We start from the raw sequence: 17,624 nt of genomic DNA on the forward strand, positions 1-17,624 counted from the left end.
TAGCGGCGGGTCAGTTGGCTCATTCATTGATGACCGACCGGTATCGGGGGCAAGCCCCCTCCCACATTTGAAATGCTTTGCTGCTGCTTTTTGCACACTCAGGCGCAGCTCTGTGGTTTTTTCATCAGCGCGATCACCGCCCACCCCAGCAATACCCGCCCAACCGCCCATGGCACAACGCTTGCAAAACCCTCGTTATATTGTTCAATTCGAGGAGACTCCATGCGCTCATTCTCTTTCCGGCTTGCCCTCACGTCCGTGGCACTGTGCACCACGTTGTTGGCCGGCCAGGCTCACGCGCAACCCCAGGAGGGCGGGGTGCTCAACCTGGTGGCCCAGCCGGAGCCGCCCTCGCTGATGCACGGCGTAGTCAGCCATGTGTCGACCCAATACGTGAGCGGCAAGGTGCTCCAGGGCCTGCTCACTTTCGACACACACCTTGCGCCCAAACCGGTATTGGCCAAAGCCTGGACTATCTCCCCTGATGGCCTCACCTATACTTTCGACTTGCAGGACGGCGTGCACTGGCACGACGGTCCAGCGTTCACCGCCGATGACGTGGTGTTCAGCTTCCAGACCTTCTACCCCGAGGTGGACAAGCGTCTTGGCGGTATCATCACCGAGTACGTCGAGAGCATCACCGCCAAAGGTCCGCTGCAGGTGGTCTTTCACCTGAAGAAACCTTTCGCACCGTTGCTTTCGGCCTTGGGCAGCGGCTTGCGCCCGGTGGTGCCGAAGCACCTTTACGAGAACACCGACTTTCGTAACAACCCCTACAACCTAAAACCGGTGGGTACCGGGCCGTTTGTGTTCGTCGAGTGGAAACGAGGCGCCTATATCAAGCTGGCTAAAAACCCCAACTACTGGAAAAAGGGCCTGCCGCACCTCGACAGCATCATCTTCCACGTCATTCCTGATGCCTCTTCGCGTGCCGCCGCGTTCGAGCGTAACGACGTGCAAGTGCTGCGCAGCGGCGATGCGGATTACTCCGACCTTAAGCGCCTGACCGCCTTGCCCGATGTGCAGTCGTCGGAAAAGGGCTGGGAGTTGTACGCGGGTCTGGCCTTCCTGCAAATCAACACGCGCAAGCCACCGTTGAACAACCCCAAGGTGCGCCAGGCGATCCTGTATGCGCTGAACCGACAGTTCATCGTCGATAACATCTTCTTCGGCTCGGGCAAGGTCGCCCAGGGGCCGTTTGTGTCCAGCTCGCCTTACCACGATCCCCAGTTGCCGCAGTACGCCTATGACGTGAAAAAGGCCAAAGCGCTGATTGCCGAATCCGGCGTGGATGTCGGCGCGGTGCGCATTCGCCTGCTCAATGGCGAGAAGGGGGGGGCCTGGGAGCGCCTGGCCGAATACACCAAGCAGTCCTTGCAACCCCTGGGTTTCAAGGTGCAGGTGGTCACATCCGACGCGGCGACCTGGTTCCAGCGCGTAAGCGACTGGGACTTCGACCTGACCTACAATTTTATCTTCCAGATCGGCGATCCCTACCTGACCAGCGCCTACCTGTTCCGCTCCGACTACATACTCAAAACTTCTCCGTTCGCCAACGTCAGCGGCTACAACAGCGCAGAGGCCGATGCCTTGTGGGCGAAAGTCGCCGATACCCCGGAAGGCCCGGAGCGCAAACAGCTCTACAGCCAGCTGGAGAACCTGCTGAACACCGACCTGCCCATCGCACCGATCTTCGAAATGCGTTACCCGACGCTGTTTCACAAACAGGTGAAAAACCTGCTGCAGACCGCTACCAGCCTTAATGAGGACTACGAGAGCGTGTACCTCGAGGCCCTGACGCCATGAACGGCGTGTTGTATTTCAGCGGGCGGCTCGTCAAGGCGTTGCTGATGGTGGTGGCGGTGCTGGTGCTGAGTTTCCTGCTGATTCGACTGGCGCCGGGCGATCCTGCATTGCTGTTGGCCGGAGAGGCAGGAGTGGACGATGTGCAGTTTATCGAGCAACTGCGCCAGACCATGGGCCTGGATAAACCGTTGCTCCAGCAGTTGCTGATATACCTGGGCAATATCGCCCACCTGGACCTGGGTTATTCCTACCGAAACCAGACCTCGGTGTGGTCGCTGATCGCCGAGCGGTTGCCGGCGACGCTGGCATTGATGGGCTCGGCCTTTGTAGTTTCTTCCGTGCTCGGCGTGACCTTAGGTGTGCTGGCGGCGCGGGCACGGCAGAAGCGGCATTGGCTGGACGGCGTGATCTCCCATGGTGCTTTGTTGCTGTACGCGATGCCGCCGTTCTGGCTGGCGATGCTGATGATTTTGCTGTTCTCCGTCAGTCTGGATTGGTTGCCGGCGTTCGGTATGGAGACCGTGGGCCGGGACTTCTCGCTGCTGGATCGCCTGCGGCATCTGTTGTTGCCGTGCCTATCCCTGAGCGTGCTGTTTCTGGCTCTGTATATCCACCTCACCCGAGCCGCCGTGCTCGATGCTCTTGGTCAGGAATACGTACGCACTGCCCACGCCAAAGGCCTGTATCCACGGCGGATTCTGTATGTACATGTGTTGCGCAATGCACTGCTGCCGGTGGTGACTTTCGCTGGTTTGCAACTCGGCCAACTGGCCAGCGGTGCGTTACTGGTGGAGGTGGTGTACTCCTGGCCTGGCATTGGCCGCTTGATGTATGACTCATTGGCCCAGCGTGACTACGGTGTGTTGATGGGCGGCTTTCTGGTGATCTCGATTTTGGTGGTGGGCTTCAATGTGTTGACCGATGTGATTTGCCGTTTGCTCGACCCACGTATAGGCGCCGGAGGGCAGGGCTGATGGCGGTGCTCACACGCTTTATTCACCAGCCGTCGGCGCTGGCTGGCGCGGTGTTTTTGCTGGTGTTAGCAGCACTAGCGACTGCCGCACCGTGGCTCACCAGTAGCTCGCCCTGGGAAATGAACACCCAGCCGATGCTCCCGCCGTTCCGCGATTCGGCGCACTGGCTGGGCAGCGATATGCTCGGCCGCGACCTCGGCAGCGGCTTGCTCTACGGCGCCCGTGTGTCCTTGGCCGTGGGGATGTTGACCAGTCTGGCGACCTTGCTGGTGGGGCTGCTCGTCGGCGCTGTCGCCGGTTATTTCGGTGGCTGGCTCGACGGCGTGCTGATGCGAATCGCCGAGTTCTTTCAGATCATTCCGCAGTTAGTGTTAGCGGTGATCCTGGTGGCGGTGCTGGAGCCGTCCCTGGGTTCCATCGTGCTGGCGATTTCGCTGGTGGCGTGGCCGGGCGTCGCGCGGCTGGTGCGCAGCGAATTCCTTACCCTGCGACAACGTGAGTTTGTGCAGGCGGCGCGGGTGCTGGGGCAATCGCCATTAGGCATCATCAGCCAACAAATCCTGCCCAATGCCTTGGCGCCGTTGTTGGTGACCATGACCTTTGTGATGGCCACTGCAGTTCTCACCGAAGCCGCGTTAGCGTTTCTCGGCCTGAGCGACCCTGAGGCCATGAGCTGGGGTTACATGATCAACGCGTCCCGTGGGCTGCTGCGGGATGCCTGGTGGATGAGTTTCTTGCCGGGGTTGGCGATTGTGCTGTGCGTGCTGGCGGTGAACCAGGTGGGCGAAGGCCTGCGCGTGGCCTTTGAACCGGGGAGGTCGCTATGACGTTGCTCAGTGTGGAAAACCTGCGTATCGCCTTGCCGGCCGATGCCGACCGCAGTCACGCGCTGTATGACCTGTCGCTGCAATTGCGCAGCGGCGAATGCCTATGTGTAGTGGGCGAGTCCGGTTCGGGCAAGTCGATGTTGGCCAAGGCATTGTTGCGCCAGTTACCGACGCCGCTGAGTGTGGAAAGCGGGCGCCTGGTGTTTCGTGATGAAGACCTGGCGAAGCTCAGTGAAACCGCGATGCGCCAGCTGCGCGGGCGAGATATAAGCATGGTGTTCCAGGAGCCCATGAGCGCGCTGAACCCGCTGCTGCGCGTGGGTGAGCAGATCGATGAAACCCTGCGCGCCCACGGGGTGAAATCGGCCCAGGAGCGTCGCCGACGGGTTGTGGAGTTGCTGGGTTATGTCGGCCTGCCCGAGCCGGAACGCCTACGCCTGGTCTATCCCTTTGAGCTCTCCGGTGGCCAGCGTCAGCGCGTGGTCATCGCCATGGCGTTGGCGTTCGATCCCTCGTTACTGATCGCCGACGAACCCACCTCGGCGCTGGACGTGACCACCCAGGCGCAGATCATCGATCTGTTACGCAAGATTCAACAGGACAAGGGCATGTCGCTGTTGTTCATCACCCATGATTTCGCCGTGGTCGAGGCCATTGCCGACCGCGTGCTGGTGCTGGAAAAAGGCCAGCTGGTGGAGCAGGGCAGCGCCCATCAAGTATTGCGCAAGCCTCAGGCGCTTTATACCCAGCAACTGTTGGCAGCGGTCTCGGCGCAACCTCGGGCCCCGCGCACGACGGTGGACGGGAGTGTGGTGCTCAAGGCCGAGCAACTCAATAAAGTGTTTCGCAGCAACAGCGGTTGGTGGCGCAAGCGTGCCACCCAGGCCCTGGCGCAGGTTCAGTTGACCCTGCGCGAGGGTGAAACCCTGGGCATTGTTGGGGAGTCAGGCTCGGGGAAATCCACTCTGGGCCGTTGCCTTGTTCGGCTGCTACGTGCTGACAGTGGTCAAATTCAATGGCTGGGTCAGGATGTAACGGAGCTGTCCGAAGGGCGTTTGCGAGCATTGCGCAGCGACGTGCAGATGATTTTCCAGGACCCGTTTGCCTCGCTCAATCCGCGCCAGACCGTCGGTCGTATCGTCATGACCGGCCCGCTGGTACAGGGACACTCAAAGGCCGAGGCTGAGCGACGCGCGCGGGCAATACTGGAGTTGGTTGGGCTGCCCGCAGCCGCGTTCGAACGCTATGCTCATCAGTTTTCCGGTGGTCAGCGCCAGCGTATCGGTATCGCCCGTGCCTTGGCTGTAGAGCCGAAAATACTCATCGCGGACGAATGCGTTTCCGCTCTGGATGCGCTGATCCAGGTACAGATTCTCGAGTTGCTTGAAGACCTGCAACGTCGGCTCAAGCTGAGCATTGTGTTCATCACCCACGATTTGCGAGTGGCCGCCAGACTGTGTGATCGCATTGCCGTGATGCAGGGCGGGCATGTGGTGGAGCAGGGGGAAGCGGCAACGCTACTGGTCCATCCGCAACACGCTTATACCCAGACCTTATTGCGTGGTTTTTCCAGAACCGTCCCCCCTTCGACAGTCACTCCTCAAAACCTTGAATCCAAAGAGGCTTGTCCCACTCATGGCTGATTCACACGCATTTTCTGATTTACCTCTGGTGCGGGGCGAGCGGGTAGAAATCCGTCCAGGACGGTACCTGAGCATCGCTTATCAACCAGGCACGCATCAGGCAGATACAGTCTTGTTCTTCGGGCATGGTGGTGGTGGCCACAAGGATCAATGGCGCGAGTTATGGCAGTCGTTGGCCGATCAGGGATACAGCCTGGTGGCGTGGGACCTGTTGGGGCACGGCGATAGCGAAAAGCCGCGCCAGCCGCAGGCCTATGCCTGGTCGGAACTGGTGGCAGATCAGCTGGAAATACTGAGCCGCTACGCTGCACGGCGGAATATCCTGGTCGCACATTCCTTTGGTACCGGACTGGGGTTGAGTGCCTTGCTGGAGCTCCCACACAGGTTGCCGCAGGTGACCATAGATGGCGCCCTGCTGCTAGGCACGCAACTGCATCGCCCGTTGAGCCGCGGTGGTCTGATGGCGCTGCCTGCCTGGGTGTTGGAGCTGCTGCGGCCGTTGCTGGCCAAGGGCTTTCGTCAGCGTGCGTGGCACCTCGCAGCCGATGCCCGGCTGGTGGCCTACGAGGAAAACCTGACTCGTCGTAATCGTCTGTATGTGTTCAAGTCTCTACTGCAAAACGCCCAATGGCCCGACGCCGATGCCCTGGCCCGACTGACGTTGCCGACTTATGTGTTAGCGGGAGACAGCGACGGGCTGACGCCCTCCAGTGGGGGTGAAGCGCTCGCCCGACAGCTGCCAACGGGTAGCTTTGAGGTGTTGGAGCGGTGTGGTCATCAATTGATGTTGGAAAGGCCTGCGCAGGTGCTGGCGGCGTTCCAGAGGCTGATGAAAAAACTTGATCAGCGTCCAGGTTCGTCCGGTTGAGCTGGCTTCAGTTGGTGAACACGTGAAGCGGTGGCGATTGTTCGTGTGAAAGCTGTTCGTCCATTCGTATCGCGGACATGCAAGCCGCCTGTTCAAGCCGTTTTGAAGAAGGCTGGTTGGCATGGGAGTTAAGTGACGTAAGAACAATCAAAAGCGCCTTACCTATCCGCGCTGCCCGAGGCATTTACGAGATGGATTTCCCCTGACCGACAAGCGCTGAGCATCTCAAGGTATGTTTGCCAGACGCTTACCTCCATCGGGCCTACGATCCTGATCTTCTCGGCGTTGCCGTGACGGTCATCACCGCCGATGGCGTGGCGGGCCGGTTCGGCTTCACCGCATTACCGCTTGGGCCAGGCATCCAAAGCCTGCTGAGCCCGGCCCATTCATGTTGGATTCTCGTGCGCAGGGGCTTCCCGCAGCTTGAGGATTGGGGGGGCGAGCGGGGCTCTGCAAGGCGGATGAGCCGCTTTGGCCCATGTCGATATCAGGCGCTTGTGTGCCGCTATGAGGCTATTTTCGCGGCGGGAATGCCGCGTACTGTGACCCGTCATTAAAAAAAGATGATCACCTGACCCTTCAGTCAGTGCGTCCTGGCGTCGATCACAGAGAATAAAAACAACGATGAATAGCCTGAGTTCCAAGGATTCAAACGGCCAACTGGCGCAGGGCTTCAAGCCGCGTCATGTCACCATGCTCTCCATCGCAGGCATTATCGGTGCGGGATTGTTTGTCGGCTCCGGGCATGCCATTGCGGCGGCGGGGCCGGCCGTGATGCTGGCGTATCTGTTTTCCGGACTGTTGGTGGTGCTGGTCATGCGTATGTTGGGGGAGATGGCGGTGGCCAACCCGGACACCGGCTCTTTCTCAACCTACGCCGACCAAGCCATCGGGCGCTGGGCCGGGTTTACGATCGGCTGGCTGTACTGGTGGTTCTGGGTGCTGGTGATTCCCATCGAAGCGCTGGCCGCCGGGCATATCCTGAACCAGTGGTTCCCGCAGATCGACGCTTGGCTGTTTGCCTTGTTGTCGATCTTTTTGTTGGTGGTCACCAATTTGTTCAGCGTCTCCAAGTACGGCGAGTTCGAGTTCTGGTTTGCCATGGCCAAGGTGGTGGCGATTATTGGTTTCATCGGTCTGGGGGGCGCGGTATTGATGGGCTGGATCCCGGAACGGGAGGCCAGCGGCTTGAGTCGACTGATGGAAGAGCACGGCGGGTTCGCACCGAATGGCTTGTCTGCGGTGGTCGGGGCATTCATTACCATCATGTTCAGCTTTATCGGCACGGAAGCCGTCACCATTGCGGCCGCAGAGTCCAATAACCCTGCGCAGAATATCGCCCGGGCCACGCGTTCGGTGATGTGGCGCATCGGGGTGTTTTACGTGCTGTCTATCTTTGTGGTTATTTCCGTTGTGCCTTGGAATGACCCGCTGTTGGCGTCGGTCGGTTCTTATCAGCGCGCACTGGAGTTGATGAACATTCCCCATGCCAAGCTACTGGTGGACGTGGTGGTGCTGATCGCCGTCGCCAGTTGCATGAACTCGTCCATCTACATTGCTTCGCGCATGTTGTACTCCCTGGGCAAGCGGGGCGATGCGCCCACGCTGATGAAAAAGACATCGGCAGCGAGCGTGCCGAGGGCCGCAGTCATCGCCAGTACGGTCTTGGGGGCTGGCGTGACCTTGCTCAGTTACTTCATGCCAGCGGGGCTGTTCCAGTTTCTACTGGCCAGCTCGGGTGCCATCGCCTTGCTGGTGTACTTGGTGATCGCGGTTTCACAACTGCGCATGCGCAAAGTCCTGCAACGCCGCAACGTCACGCTGACGTTCAAAATGTGGCTGTTTCCCTGGTTGACCTGGTTGGTCATCGCCTTCATTTGCACCGCATTGGCGGTGATGCTGTTGACGCCTGAGCATCGCTTTGAGGTGTCTTCGACTATCGGGTTGGCGTTGTTGATTTCCCTGGTCGGCGTCATCACGGCGCGGCACCCCGACAGCGCGCAGAAGCCGATGCCCGTCGCTTCGCGCCCATGAACACCCGGCCTGTTACCCGTCTGGTTTTCTTGCTGCTGGACCAGTTCACCCTGATCTCCTTGGCGTCTGCGGTCGAGCCGCTACGCATGGCGAACCAGCTGTCGGGTCAGGAGCTTTATCGTTGGCACACCGCAAGTGTCGACGGTAATCCCGTATGGGCCAGCGATGGCATGCCCATCACACCTGACTGTTCGGCAGGCAGTGCGCCCGCTGCCGATATCGTGTTGGTGTGCGGCGGTACGAGCATTCAGAACACGGTGACCGGCGAGCTCGTGAAGTGGCTGCGCACCCAGGCGCGTTATTCGAAGCGCCTGGGCGGTATTTGTACCGGCAGTTGGGTGTTGGCTCGCGCGGGGTTGCTCGACGGATTTGAATGCAGTGTGCATTGGGAGTGGTTGGCGGCCATGCAGGAAGCCTTCCCACGGGTGACCCTCAGTGCCAGCGTGTTCACCCTCGACAGGGATCGCCTCACCAGCTCGGGGGGCACCGCGCCGATGGATATGATGCTGCATCTGATTGGTCATGATCATGGTCACGAGCTGTCGGCGGCGATTTCGGACATGTTTGTGTACGAGCGCATGCGCAATGAGCAAGACCACCAGCGCGTGCCCCTCAAGCATATGCTGGGCACCCAGCAACCGAAGTTGCAGGAAGTCGTCACGCTGATGGAGGCCAACCTGGAAGAGCCGATCAACCTGGATCAACTGGCGGAGTATGTGGCCTTGTCGCGCCGACAGCTTGAGCGAATGTTCCAGAAGTATCTGCACTGTTCACCCTCGCGGTACTACCTTCGATTGCGGCTGATTCGCGCGCGCCAATTGCTCAAGCAAACGCCCATCTCGATCGTGGAACTGGCCTTGCTCTGTGGGTTTGTGTCCACGCCGCACTTCTCCAAATGCTATCGGGAGTACTTTGGCGTGCCGCCCAGTGATGAGCGCCTGGTGACGTCCAATGAGCGAGCCAGCGTGCTGAAACCGATCCTTCAGGTCGTTCCGGTGTCCATCCCGATGAACACCTTGGAGCAGGCACGGGGGGAGTTGACGTTTGCCAGCGTTAAAAACCTGAAATCGTAGGCTCACGTGACGACACTCGTTTGAGTGGCCTTGCTAACCCCGAGGGCTATTTTTTCGCCCAAAGAAACCTCTTCTTTGGCTTTCACCGCGCGCCCCCACCCAAGTGTCGTCGTCGGTGTTACCTTGTGGGACGCTCAGTGGGCCGAAACCCGCCATGGCCGCGCGCGAATAGGGCACTTTGATACTATGCTCATGCCAGTGCAGGCATTATCGCAGTGGCTTTCGTCGGCACTGCTGTGATCTGGGCTTGCTGCGACCCATTCTGCCTCATCAGTTTCGCCCGCGATGTTCGCATTGGTTTGAGCGTCGATGGCGTGCAAACCCAGGAGCAACCAGAGAGGCAAGCGCCTTCCCGACTATGAGCGACTGCTCCAACCAGACCAAGCAGTCGATCCAGGCTGTCGCCGGGTGCTGGTGGATTACTTTTTGGTAAATCCCATGCACGATGGAGAACAGCATGAACGCTAAATCAATTCACAGAATCTTATGGCGCTTCGCCGGCTGCGTGACCGGGCTGGTGATGGTGGTTGCCAATCCAGCCCACGCCGCCGGCGACTCAACCGCCAGTCATAGCATTGCCTTCAGCAACTCCTATGCGGGCAGCGATTTTCGCAAGGTGATGGTGCGCAACTGGCAGGAGATTGCGCTCCAGGCGCAAAAGGATGGCGTGATCCGAGAGGCCCCAGTGGTCAGCGCCAATAACTCGGCGTCGGAACAAGCAGCCCAGATCCAAGACATGATCGTCAAGGGCGTCAACGCGATCGTCATCCTGGCCGCGTCCGACACGGCCCTCAACGGAGTGATCCGCGATGCCTGCAATGCCGGCATCGTGGTGGTCGTCATGGCCAGCCTGGTCACCGAACCTTGCGTCTATACCGTGGACTACAATTGGTCCGCCATGGGCCGCGTGGAAATGGACTATATCGCCGAGCGCCTCAAGGGCAGCGGAACGCTGTTAGAGATCCGCGGCATTGCCGGCGATGCCACCGATAAAAATATCAGCGACGGCATTCGCAAGGCCGCCAGCGATTACCCTGGCCTGAAGTTCGCCAAGACCGTGTACGGGAACTGGACGGCGTCCGTCGCACGCAAGGAGGTGGCGCTGGCGCTGGCGTCGCTGCCCCGCATTGATGCCGTCGCTACTCAAGGGGGCGACGGTTATGGCGCCGCCATGGCGTTCAAGGCGGCGGGACGCCCGTTGCCGATTATTGTGATGGGGAACCGTCAAGACGAACTCGCCCTGTGGCAACAGGAACGCGATGCCAACGGCTACGAGACCGTCTCGGTCTCCGCCTCCCCGAGCGTCTCCCAAGTGGGTTTCTGGGTGGCCCAGCAGATTCTGGCGGGCAAGCAGGTACCGAAGTTCGTCGAGGTACCGCTGGTGCGCATCGATGCGAAAGACCTGGACGCCTGGCTCGCCACTATGCCCGTGGGCGGCGCCGCCAATCCGCTCTACAGCCAAGCGTCCGTTGTGGGGATGATCGACGCGGCCATCAACAATACGGTGGCGCCCGCGCCTTTGCCAGAGGTGATGAAGCCGTAGCGGCGGGCGGGGATGCGAGCTGCCATGTTGACATTCAAACCCTTCAGGGACAGGCCCATTGCCGTCAAAATTGGCCTGGCGGTCGCTGCGCTGGTGTTCCTGATGCTGGCGGTATCGCTGGTGAACCTCTACGGCCTGCGAGGCATGGTACGTGCAGTGGATTCGGCCAGCCATTCTGCGGAAATCCTGGCGTCGGTCAACGCGGCTACTGGTCGAGTGGAAAATTTTATCGCCACCCGCGACCAAAAAAGCCTGATCCAGGCCGAAGGCATGGTGGCGACGGCTATCGTCGGCCTCACCGCCATTCCGGTGGCAGAGGCGCAATCGCTCAAGGGCAGTCTGCAGAGGCTTGCCGCGGCGATCGCTACCTTGCGGGCGGCGACCCTGACCATGGATGGCGAAACGGAGAACATGACCGCCCACTACGGCCGGATGCGAGAGGCGACGATCCTTGTCGAACAGGGCATCGCCGACGGGCTGAAGGAGATTGCTTCCCGTGCCGCCGACCATCAGGTGCGGGTGAGCAACCTCGAAAGCGCCCACCGCATCCTGGATATCCTGCGCAACAGCGAACGGATCATCACCGCCAATCTGGCCAAGATGCTGGTGACCGGTGATCGTGCGGCCGGCATCGCGGCGCGGGACACCTGCGCGGCACTGCCGCCCGTGGTCGAGCAATTGCGCGAGGTGATGGCGGCGCCGCAGGAGGTTGAGGCCCTGGATCAGTTGACGACGGCGGTTGCTGCTGCCTGCCTGGCGGTCGAGCACCTTGGCGAGGCGCCCAAGCTCCGGGGAGGCGAGGCGTTGCGGCATCTCGCCGTCCTTGGGGATGTGGCCGAGCGCCTTGAAGCGATGTTGGGTGAACTGGACGAGCACGTTACCCATGACGCCAATGACATTCAGGCCGCCACGGGTTTGCTGCAAAATGCAGCCGCGCTGTCCAAGCGTTTCGCCGAGCGTGCTGCCACCCTTGAGGCGCAGACCTTGTCGTTTCGCTTGTCACCGTCGCCCGAGGTCGCCAGCGCGGTCGGCGCCATCCTGGACGAACTCTCCCGTCTCTCGCGCGTTCTCCCTTCGTCCGTAGGGTTGCAAACCAAGGCTACGGCCCTGACGGTCTACGATCAGATCGCCGGTTACCGGGCGGCATTCGCCAGGTTTAATCAGGCGAGCAACTCCTTGAGCGGCGCGCGCGACCAGGTTCGCAATGAGGCACGGAGCGCCGGCCTGTTGGTTGCGCGCTTCGCGGGTGAAGCGCGCTCCGAGGCCTTGGTTCACAATGATCGCGGAATGCTTGCGACGGTGGTTGCGGGTACCGTTGCCATCCTGCTCGCAAGCGCCATCGCCTGGAGCACGTCGCGGTTTGTCGCGCAGCCCATCGTGGCGTTGGCCTCGGCCATGCGCCGGCTTGCGGCCGGCGACTTGAACGCCGCAATTGTCAGCGCAGGACGCGGCGACGAGATAGGGATCATGACCCGCGCCGTACGGGTGTTCCAGGAGAATGCCCTGCGTATTCGGGTACTGGAGGCCGAGGCCGAAGCCGAACGACAGCAAGTCCAGGCCTCTTTGGAAAGAATGGTCGCCGAACGGACCGACACGCTGCACCAACAGACCGAGGTGCTGGAGGCGCAGGCCGTCGAGCTGATTCAGGCGCGCAACCAGGCCGAGACGGCTAACCAGGCAAAGAGCGATTTTGTGGCCACGGTCAGCCACGAACTGCGCACCCCCCTGACCCTCATTCTCGCTCCACTGGAGCAGCTCTCGGCGGCGACCCTCCCGCCGGCGGACTGGCGTGTGCAAATCGACCGCGCCCAACGCAACGCACTGCGCTTGATGAACCGGGTGAACGACATCCTCGATTTCTCCAAGGCCGAAGCGGGCAAGTTTGAGTTGTGTCCGGCGCCCATTGACCTGAACAAGATGGTGGGGGTGCTGGCGGAGGATGCCGCCATGGTGGCCGAGGGCAAAGGCTGCACCTTGACCTGCAGCATCGATCCCGCCCTCGGTACGGTGTTCCTGGACCCCCGACACTTCGAGAAGATTCTCCTCAACCTGGTAAGCAATGCCATCAAGTTCACGCCCGCTGGCGGCACCGTGCACCTGGCCGTCACTGCGCTTGATGGCGAGCGATTTGAACTCGCGGTGCAAGACTCGGGCATTGGCATTGCGCCAGACAAACTGCCGCTGCTGTTCCAGCGTTTTTCCCAGATCGACAATTCCGCCACGCGCCACTACAGCGGCACGGGCATCGGTCTTGCCCTGGTCAAGTATCTGGTCGAACTGATGGGGGGCGAAGTCGGCGTCAACAGTGAGCCCGGACAAGGCTCGTGCTTCTTCGTTCGACTTCCGCTGGGGGATGAGCAAGACACCTTGCCGACCGAAGCCAGCGATATGCACGAGCGATCACTGGCGAGCACAACGAGCACCACCGAGCAGCGCCACCTGCGTTTCGACCACGGTCGCCAAAGCAGCGGCAACGACCGCGTTTCGATGCAAGGCGCAGACGACGAGCAGCACTTGGAACACGCCTCGCAGTCCAGGGTGCTCGTGGTCGACGACAGCCCGGAAATGCTGAGCTACCTCAGCGAGCTTTTGCACGATGATTACATCGTCGCCACCGCAGCTGATGGCGAGCAGGCCTGGGCACTCCTGCAGCGTCGGCCCATCGATGTCGTCCTCTCGGATGTAATGATGCCGGAGCTCGACGGCTTTGGCCTGACAGCCAGAATCAAAGCCAGCGCCGGCTTCGCCCATTTACCCGTGATCTTGTTGACCGCCCGCGGCGGCAGCGAGGCCTGCGTCTCCGGGCTGGAGAGTGGCGCCGACGACTATATCGCCAAACCGTTCTCGCCGCTGGAGCTCAAGGCGCGCGTACGCGCGGCGCTACGCATGAGCCAAGTGCAAACCGAACTGCAGGCAAAATCCCGTCAGGCGGGCATGGCCGAAATTGCCACGACGGTGCTGCATAACGTCGGCAACGTCCTCAACAGCGTGAACGTATCGGCGGAACTGGTCAGCAGCCAGATGCGCTCCTCCAAAGCCCAAGGGCTGGGCAAGGTGGCTCAGATGATGAACGAACACGTCGATGACTTGAGCGATTTTCTCTCCAGCGACCCCAAAGGAAAGATGCTGCCCGGCTACCTGCTCAAGCTGGCGGAAGTGGTGACGGCGGAGCAACAGGGCATCATCGAAGAACTTGAGCAACTCACCAAGGGCGTTGACCACATCAAAGCCATTGTCGCTGCCCAGCAGTCCTATGCCGTTGCCGTCAGTGTCGTCGAAACAGTCTCGGTGCAAGCGTTAATCGAGGATGCCTTGCGCCTGAGCGCCGGATCACTGGCGCGCCAGGAGGTGGCGGTGGTCAAGGAGATTGCCGACTTGCCCCTGCTGTCTCTGGACCGGCACCGGGTGCTGCTGATTTTGGTGAACCTGATCGGCAACGCCAGGCAGGCGATGGACGGCGTGGTCGATCGCAACCCGTGCATCACCCTCGATGCGTCCCTCGTTGACGGATCAGTGTTGCGAATGTCGGTGGCCGACAACGGCACCGGGATTGCGCCTGAGCACCTGGCGCGTATCTTTTCGCATGGCTTCACTACGCGCAAAGACGGTCACGGTTTTGGCCTGCACAGCTGCGCGCTCGCCGCGCAGGAAATGGGTGGCCGCTTGACCATGCACAGCGACGGGGCTGGACAGGGCGCAACCTTCACCCTCGATATCCCGCTTGAAACGCCGCAGAACACGCCTTTGCTGATGTGAAATGGACTGACCGAGTGCCGGTGATTATTACTGTACCCACTGCACGCTATCGAACACAAAACCCGGGCTCAGAAAGCCTTTACCGGTGTTGCCCGATGCAACACCGATCTCCAGTGTGTTCGCGCCAACCTGCAACGCGCTGGCGGGGATGCTGACCTCAAACACCACGTTATTACCCCGATAAGTCCCACGGGTGATGCCCCGGCTGTCCGGCTGGTTCGACGCCGGTGGCACGGGCGCCTGCCAGCGCTGATTGACGCTCACCTGCGGGCGCCCACCAGCTTGAGCCAGGGAAATGAACAGGCGCAGGCGAGCGTCGCGCACTTGGTGGGCGGCCAGCATGAAGGTGATGCGCGTGGGGGTGTTGATGTCACGCCATTGTGCGGCGGGAAACTCGCTAGGGCGGCTGGTGCCGAGGGTGTAGGTGACCGGCTTCCACGGTGCCATGCGTGAGTCGCTGGGATGAGCGGAGGCGAGCAGGTGCGCGTTAAGAAACCCTGCCGGAGTGCCATCAGGTGTACCGATTTGCCATTTCACTTGGCCTGTCGACGGTTGCGCCTGCAGGCGCGTCTGCGTGGTGGCACCCGCGTTGATATCAACGCTGCGCTGCGCCACCTCCAACTCATTCTGATAGAGCGTTACCCGGTACTGCCCTGGACGTATCCCCGTCAACTGGAACCGGCCGCTGTCGTCGGCACGGGCCCAATATTCGGCGCCGGCATTGCTCAAGCCGATTACCGCCGGCAATGCACTGGCCACGCCCGAAACCTGACCGGCCAGCGCACCTCGTCCTGTGCTGCCCAGGAAGCCGGCAAGGCCGAGGTTATCGTTGACGAAGCTCAGGTCTTTCACGGTGTCGGAGGGCGCGCCACCGTCGGTAAACAACAGCCCGTACACCCCGTGCAAGCCGCCGCGATAGGCTTCGGTCTGGGTGTGATTGGAGAACATGTAGTTGTACAGCTCGTGGGTGATCGGCGTTTTCTGGGTGGCGATATCTTTGAAAAACGGCCCTCCAGCACTGAGCTCACGGTTGCCCATCAACATGTAGACCGCCACGCCCGGGCCTTTGACCGCGTGCAGGGGGTCGTCGATCATCGCGTGTGCCGAATAGAACTTGGAGCTGGTGCGCCCGTCGGGCAGCAGAAACACATCCTTGCCTTCGATGGCCGTACCGACGTTGGAGTCGGTGCCGCGATCGGCCTTGGGCAGCTTGCTGACGTTGAGCCGCGCAACAAAGCGCAGCTCGCCCACCGGTAGCAGGGTTGGCGCATAGGTCGCCATGTAAATGGCCGCGCGTCCTTTTTTCGCCAGGTAGTAGTGGATCACATTGCCCGCGCGAGCACTGATGACAATCACGTCCGCCACCGTGCGCGCGTCCACTTGCGCGCTGCCCAGGCCGGATGCAAGCTGCGAGGCTTTGGGCTCGGTGGTCTGCAATTCACTGTCGCGGTACCGCATGGAGACCAGGTCGCCATTGCGCGTGTCCACGCTGAACAGCAGGTCTGCACCGGTGTCGACGACGATTCGGACGTCGGTGCGCGTGAAGCCGAAGCCGGCGGCGTGTGCCTGGGCCGCAAGCGTACAACACACCATCAGCAGGAATCGTCGCATCAGTGACTGCCTGGATTGAGGTGGCCCGCACCCGCGTCGCGTGGGACTTCAATCCGCACACTATCGGCGGGCTGCGGGGCAACCAGGTATTGACGGTATGCCTTGAACGCCTCCAGTGCCGCGGCATCTTGGGGACGATAGTCGTCGCCACTCAGGTGCTGCAGGTTAGCCACACAGGGCCTGCCTAGCGCGGCCTGGCAGGTGTCGGTGGCCGACTGCGCGACGGGATCGAAGAGCGCGTACGCCGTGCCCGGTTGCCGGGTATCGTTGAACAACGGGTGTGCCACGTCTTCGAACGCATTGCCTTCCACCAGCAAATGGGAGCTGGCGGTACGGGACATGATCGCGCCTTGGTACGTCAGGTGCGCAAACAGGTTATTGACCAGTTGCGCGCGCACCTCGGCATCGCCCATGCCGCCCGAATGGGGCGCCCGGCCCGACGTGTCGTGCACATAGTTTCTGAGCAGCGTCAGCGTGTCGTGATGGCCCAGAAACAGCCACACCCAGTAATGGTGACCATCACAGGTCGCGGAGTAGGGCGTGCGGCCGTCGAATTCGTTGTTGGAAATCGTCACATGGGTCGCGCTGCCCCAACCGGTCACGATCATCTGCCGCCCAATACGCGCAAAGGTGTCGTGGTCGATCCACACGCCATCGGCATCGTCCAGGGTGAGTGCATCGCCGCCCCAGACCACGCGTGGGTTGATGTCCGACAGGGTCAGGTTGCGCACAATGACATTGTGCGCGCCGCTCCCGATGAACAACCCCATGCCCTGGATACCGGCATGCGCCCCCACGCCCAATAAGGTCTTGTTCGAGCCGACCTTCAGGCGCTGCAAGCCTGCTTTGTCATAGGTCACCGTGGCGGGTGGTTTCGACTGGCAGAAATGGTTGGCACCGTCGATTGCCCATTGCCCACCGCCATGGGGACAGGCGTTGGCCATGCACCCGGCCTCTGTGACGTGGGCACTGCCATCGGTCACCACCGAATTGCGAAAATCGAAGACATGGTCCAAGGCAATAACGCGCGGAGTGTCATCGGTGCAATTGCCGCGCGTGTCGAAGCGTGCACACAGTGCTTTTTTCAGTTCGGCCGCCGTGGCGGGATGCACGGCCGCAACTTCGCCACCACCGGTTACGGCCTTGGCAAAACCGTCGGGATGACTTGCCGCCAGGGCCAACTGTGGTGTTAGCAAAGAGGCCGACAGCACGGAGGCTGACAGGTACCGCACAAAGGGATTCCGGAGGGGCAACGGCGTTGTCCTGAGTGGTTCATTCCAGGCGGCCAGGCCTTGTTAAACAGGCCGGCCATGATCCGAACACCCATGGGTATTAATCAAACGGTTTAATCGCGATAGCGATTGTCTTCAGCTGAGGTTCAGTTGGACGTTGGCAAATAGCCGTATTTGACCGGTTTTCGTGCGTCTACCGGTTCATCTCGGAAGGCAGAACACTGTACCTGTGGCGAGGGAGCAAGCTCCCTCGCCAC

Annotated in this window: 10 protein-coding genes and 3 pseudogenes; 11 read left to right on the top strand and 2 right to left on the bottom strand. The window is 61.0% G+C overall.

Features of this window, described 5'->3' with window-relative positions; all coding sequences use genetic code 11:
- The first annotated feature begins 222 nt into the window (after nucleotides 1-222).
- The 11 genes and pseudogenes from BM403_RS23465 to BM403_RS32640 all read left to right on the top strand — a co-directional run.
- Nucleotides 223-1,806, top strand: coding sequence for an ABC transporter substrate-binding protein (locus tag BM403_RS23465; RefSeq protein ID WP_093545174.1), 1,584 nt, complete (start codon nucleotides 223-225; stop codon nucleotides 1,804-1,806).
- Nucleotides 1,803-2,780, top strand: a complete 978-nt coding sequence (locus BM403_RS23470) for an ABC transporter permease (RefSeq protein ID WP_093545177.1) — start codon at nucleotides 1,803-1,805, stop codon at nucleotides 2,778-2,780. Before BM403_RS23465 ends, BM403_RS23470 begins: the two co-directional genes overlap by 4 nt.
- Nucleotides 2,780-3,607 carry an ABC transporter permease gene (locus BM403_RS23475; protein ID WP_093545180.1) on the top strand — a complete coding sequence of 276 codons (828 nt, stop codon included), beginning with the start codon at nucleotides 2,780-2,782 and terminating at the stop codon, nucleotides 3,605-3,607. Before BM403_RS23470 ends, BM403_RS23475 begins: the two co-directional genes overlap by 1 nt.
- Nucleotides 3,604-5,250, top strand: a complete 1,647-nt coding sequence (locus BM403_RS23480; RefSeq protein WP_093545183.1) for a dipeptide ABC transporter ATP-binding protein — start codon at nucleotides 3,604-3,606, stop codon at nucleotides 5,248-5,250. The genes BM403_RS23475 and BM403_RS23480 overlap by 4 nt, the downstream gene beginning before the upstream one ends.
- Nucleotides 5,243-6,118, top strand: coding sequence for an alpha/beta fold hydrolase (locus tag BM403_RS23485; protein WP_093545186.1), 876 nt, complete (start codon nucleotides 5,243-5,245; stop codon nucleotides 6,116-6,118). Before BM403_RS23480 ends, BM403_RS23485 begins: the two co-directional genes overlap by 8 nt.
- 624 nt (nucleotides 6,119-6,742) lie before the next feature.
- The gene (gene gabP, locus BM403_RS23490; protein WP_093545189.1) at nucleotides 6,743-8,152 is read left to right on the top strand and encodes a GABA permease; all 1,410 of its coding nucleotides are present in this window, start codon (nucleotides 6,743-6,745) and stop codon (nucleotides 8,150-8,152) included.
- Nucleotides 8,149-9,225, top strand: coding sequence for a choline metabolism transcriptional regulator GbdR (locus tag BM403_RS23495; RefSeq protein WP_093545192.1), 1,077 nt, complete (start codon nucleotides 8,149-8,151; stop codon nucleotides 9,223-9,225). The genes gabP and BM403_RS23495 overlap by 4 nt, the downstream gene beginning before the upstream one ends.
- Before the next feature lie 457 nt (nucleotides 9,226-9,682).
- Nucleotides 9,683-10,768: an ABC transporter substrate-binding protein gene (locus BM403_RS23500; protein WP_093545195.1), complete on the top strand. Its 1,086-nt coding sequence runs from the start codon at nucleotides 9,683-9,685 to the stop codon at nucleotides 10,766-10,768.
- Between the two features lie 1,287 nt (nucleotides 10,769-12,055).
- Nucleotides 12,056-13,105, top strand: a pseudogene (locus BM403_RS32630) (sensor histidine kinase); the annotation flags it as partial.
- A gap of 213 nt (nucleotides 13,106-13,318) precedes the next feature.
- Nucleotides 13,319-13,654: pseudogene (locus BM403_RS32635) on the top strand (response regulator transcription factor); the annotation flags it as partial.
- Between the two features lie 519 nt (nucleotides 13,655-14,173).
- A pseudogene (locus BM403_RS32640) lies at nucleotides 14,174-14,524 on the top strand (ATP-binding protein); the annotation flags it as partial.
- A 27-nt stretch (nucleotides 14,525-14,551) separates the two neighbouring features.
- On the opposite strand, the gene BM403_RS23510 reads toward BM403_RS32640, so the two are convergent.
- Both BM403_RS23510 and BM403_RS23515 read right to left on the bottom strand, forming a co-directional pair.
- Nucleotides 14,552-16,135, bottom strand: a complete 1,584-nt coding sequence (locus BM403_RS23510; RefSeq protein WP_093545201.1) for a rhamnogalacturonan lyase B N-terminal domain-containing protein — start codon at nucleotides 16,133-16,135, stop codon at nucleotides 14,552-14,554.
- Complete coding sequence (locus BM403_RS23515) at nucleotides 16,135-17,367, bottom strand: pectate lyase family protein (protein WP_256577199.1); 1,233 nt, start codon at nucleotides 17,365-17,367, stop codon at nucleotides 16,135-16,137. Before BM403_RS23515 ends, BM403_RS23510 begins: the two co-directional genes overlap by 1 nt.
- Nucleotides 17,368-17,624 lie beyond the last annotated feature (257 nt).

It is taken from the genome of Pseudomonas sp. OV546 (assembly GCF_900116845.1).
GTDB classification, from domain to species: domain Bacteria; phylum Pseudomonadota; class Gammaproteobacteria; order Pseudomonadales; family Pseudomonadaceae; genus Aquipseudomonas; species Aquipseudomonas petroselini.

Bases quoted from the DNA above. Each gene is read 5' to 3' on its own strand.
- BM403_RS23495 (WP_093545192.1), top strand. From the start codon at position 8,149: ATGAACACCCGGCCTGTTACCCGTCTGGTTTTCTTGCTGCTGGACCAG.
- BM403_RS23465 (WP_093545174.1), top strand. From the start codon at position 223: ATGCGCTCATTCTCTTTCCGGCTTGCCCTCACGTCCGTGGCACTGTGC.
- BM403_RS23475 (WP_093545180.1), top strand. From the start codon at position 2,780: ATGGCGGTGCTCACACGCTTTATTCACCAGCCGTCGGCGCTGGCTGGC.
- BM403_RS23510 (WP_093545201.1), bottom strand. From the start codon at position 16,135: ATGCGACGATTCCTGCTGATGGTGTGTTGTACGCTTGCGGCCCAGGCA.
- BM403_RS23500 (WP_093545195.1), top strand. From the start codon at position 9,683: ATGAACGCTAAATCAATTCACAGAATCTTATGGCGCTTCGCCGGCTGC.
- BM403_RS23485 (WP_093545186.1), top strand. From the start codon at position 5,243: ATGGCTGATTCACACGCATTTTCTGATTTACCTCTGGTGCGGGGCGAG.
- BM403_RS23480 (WP_093545183.1), top strand. From the start codon at position 3,604: ATGACGTTGCTCAGTGTGGAAAACCTGCGTATCGCCTTGCCGGCCGAT.
- BM403_RS23470 (WP_093545177.1), top strand. From the start codon at position 1,803: ATGAACGGCGTGTTGTATTTCAGCGGGCGGCTCGTCAAGGCGTTGCTG.
- gabP (WP_093545189.1), top strand. From the start codon at position 6,743: ATGAATAGCCTGAGTTCCAAGGATTCAAACGGCCAACTGGCGCAGGGC.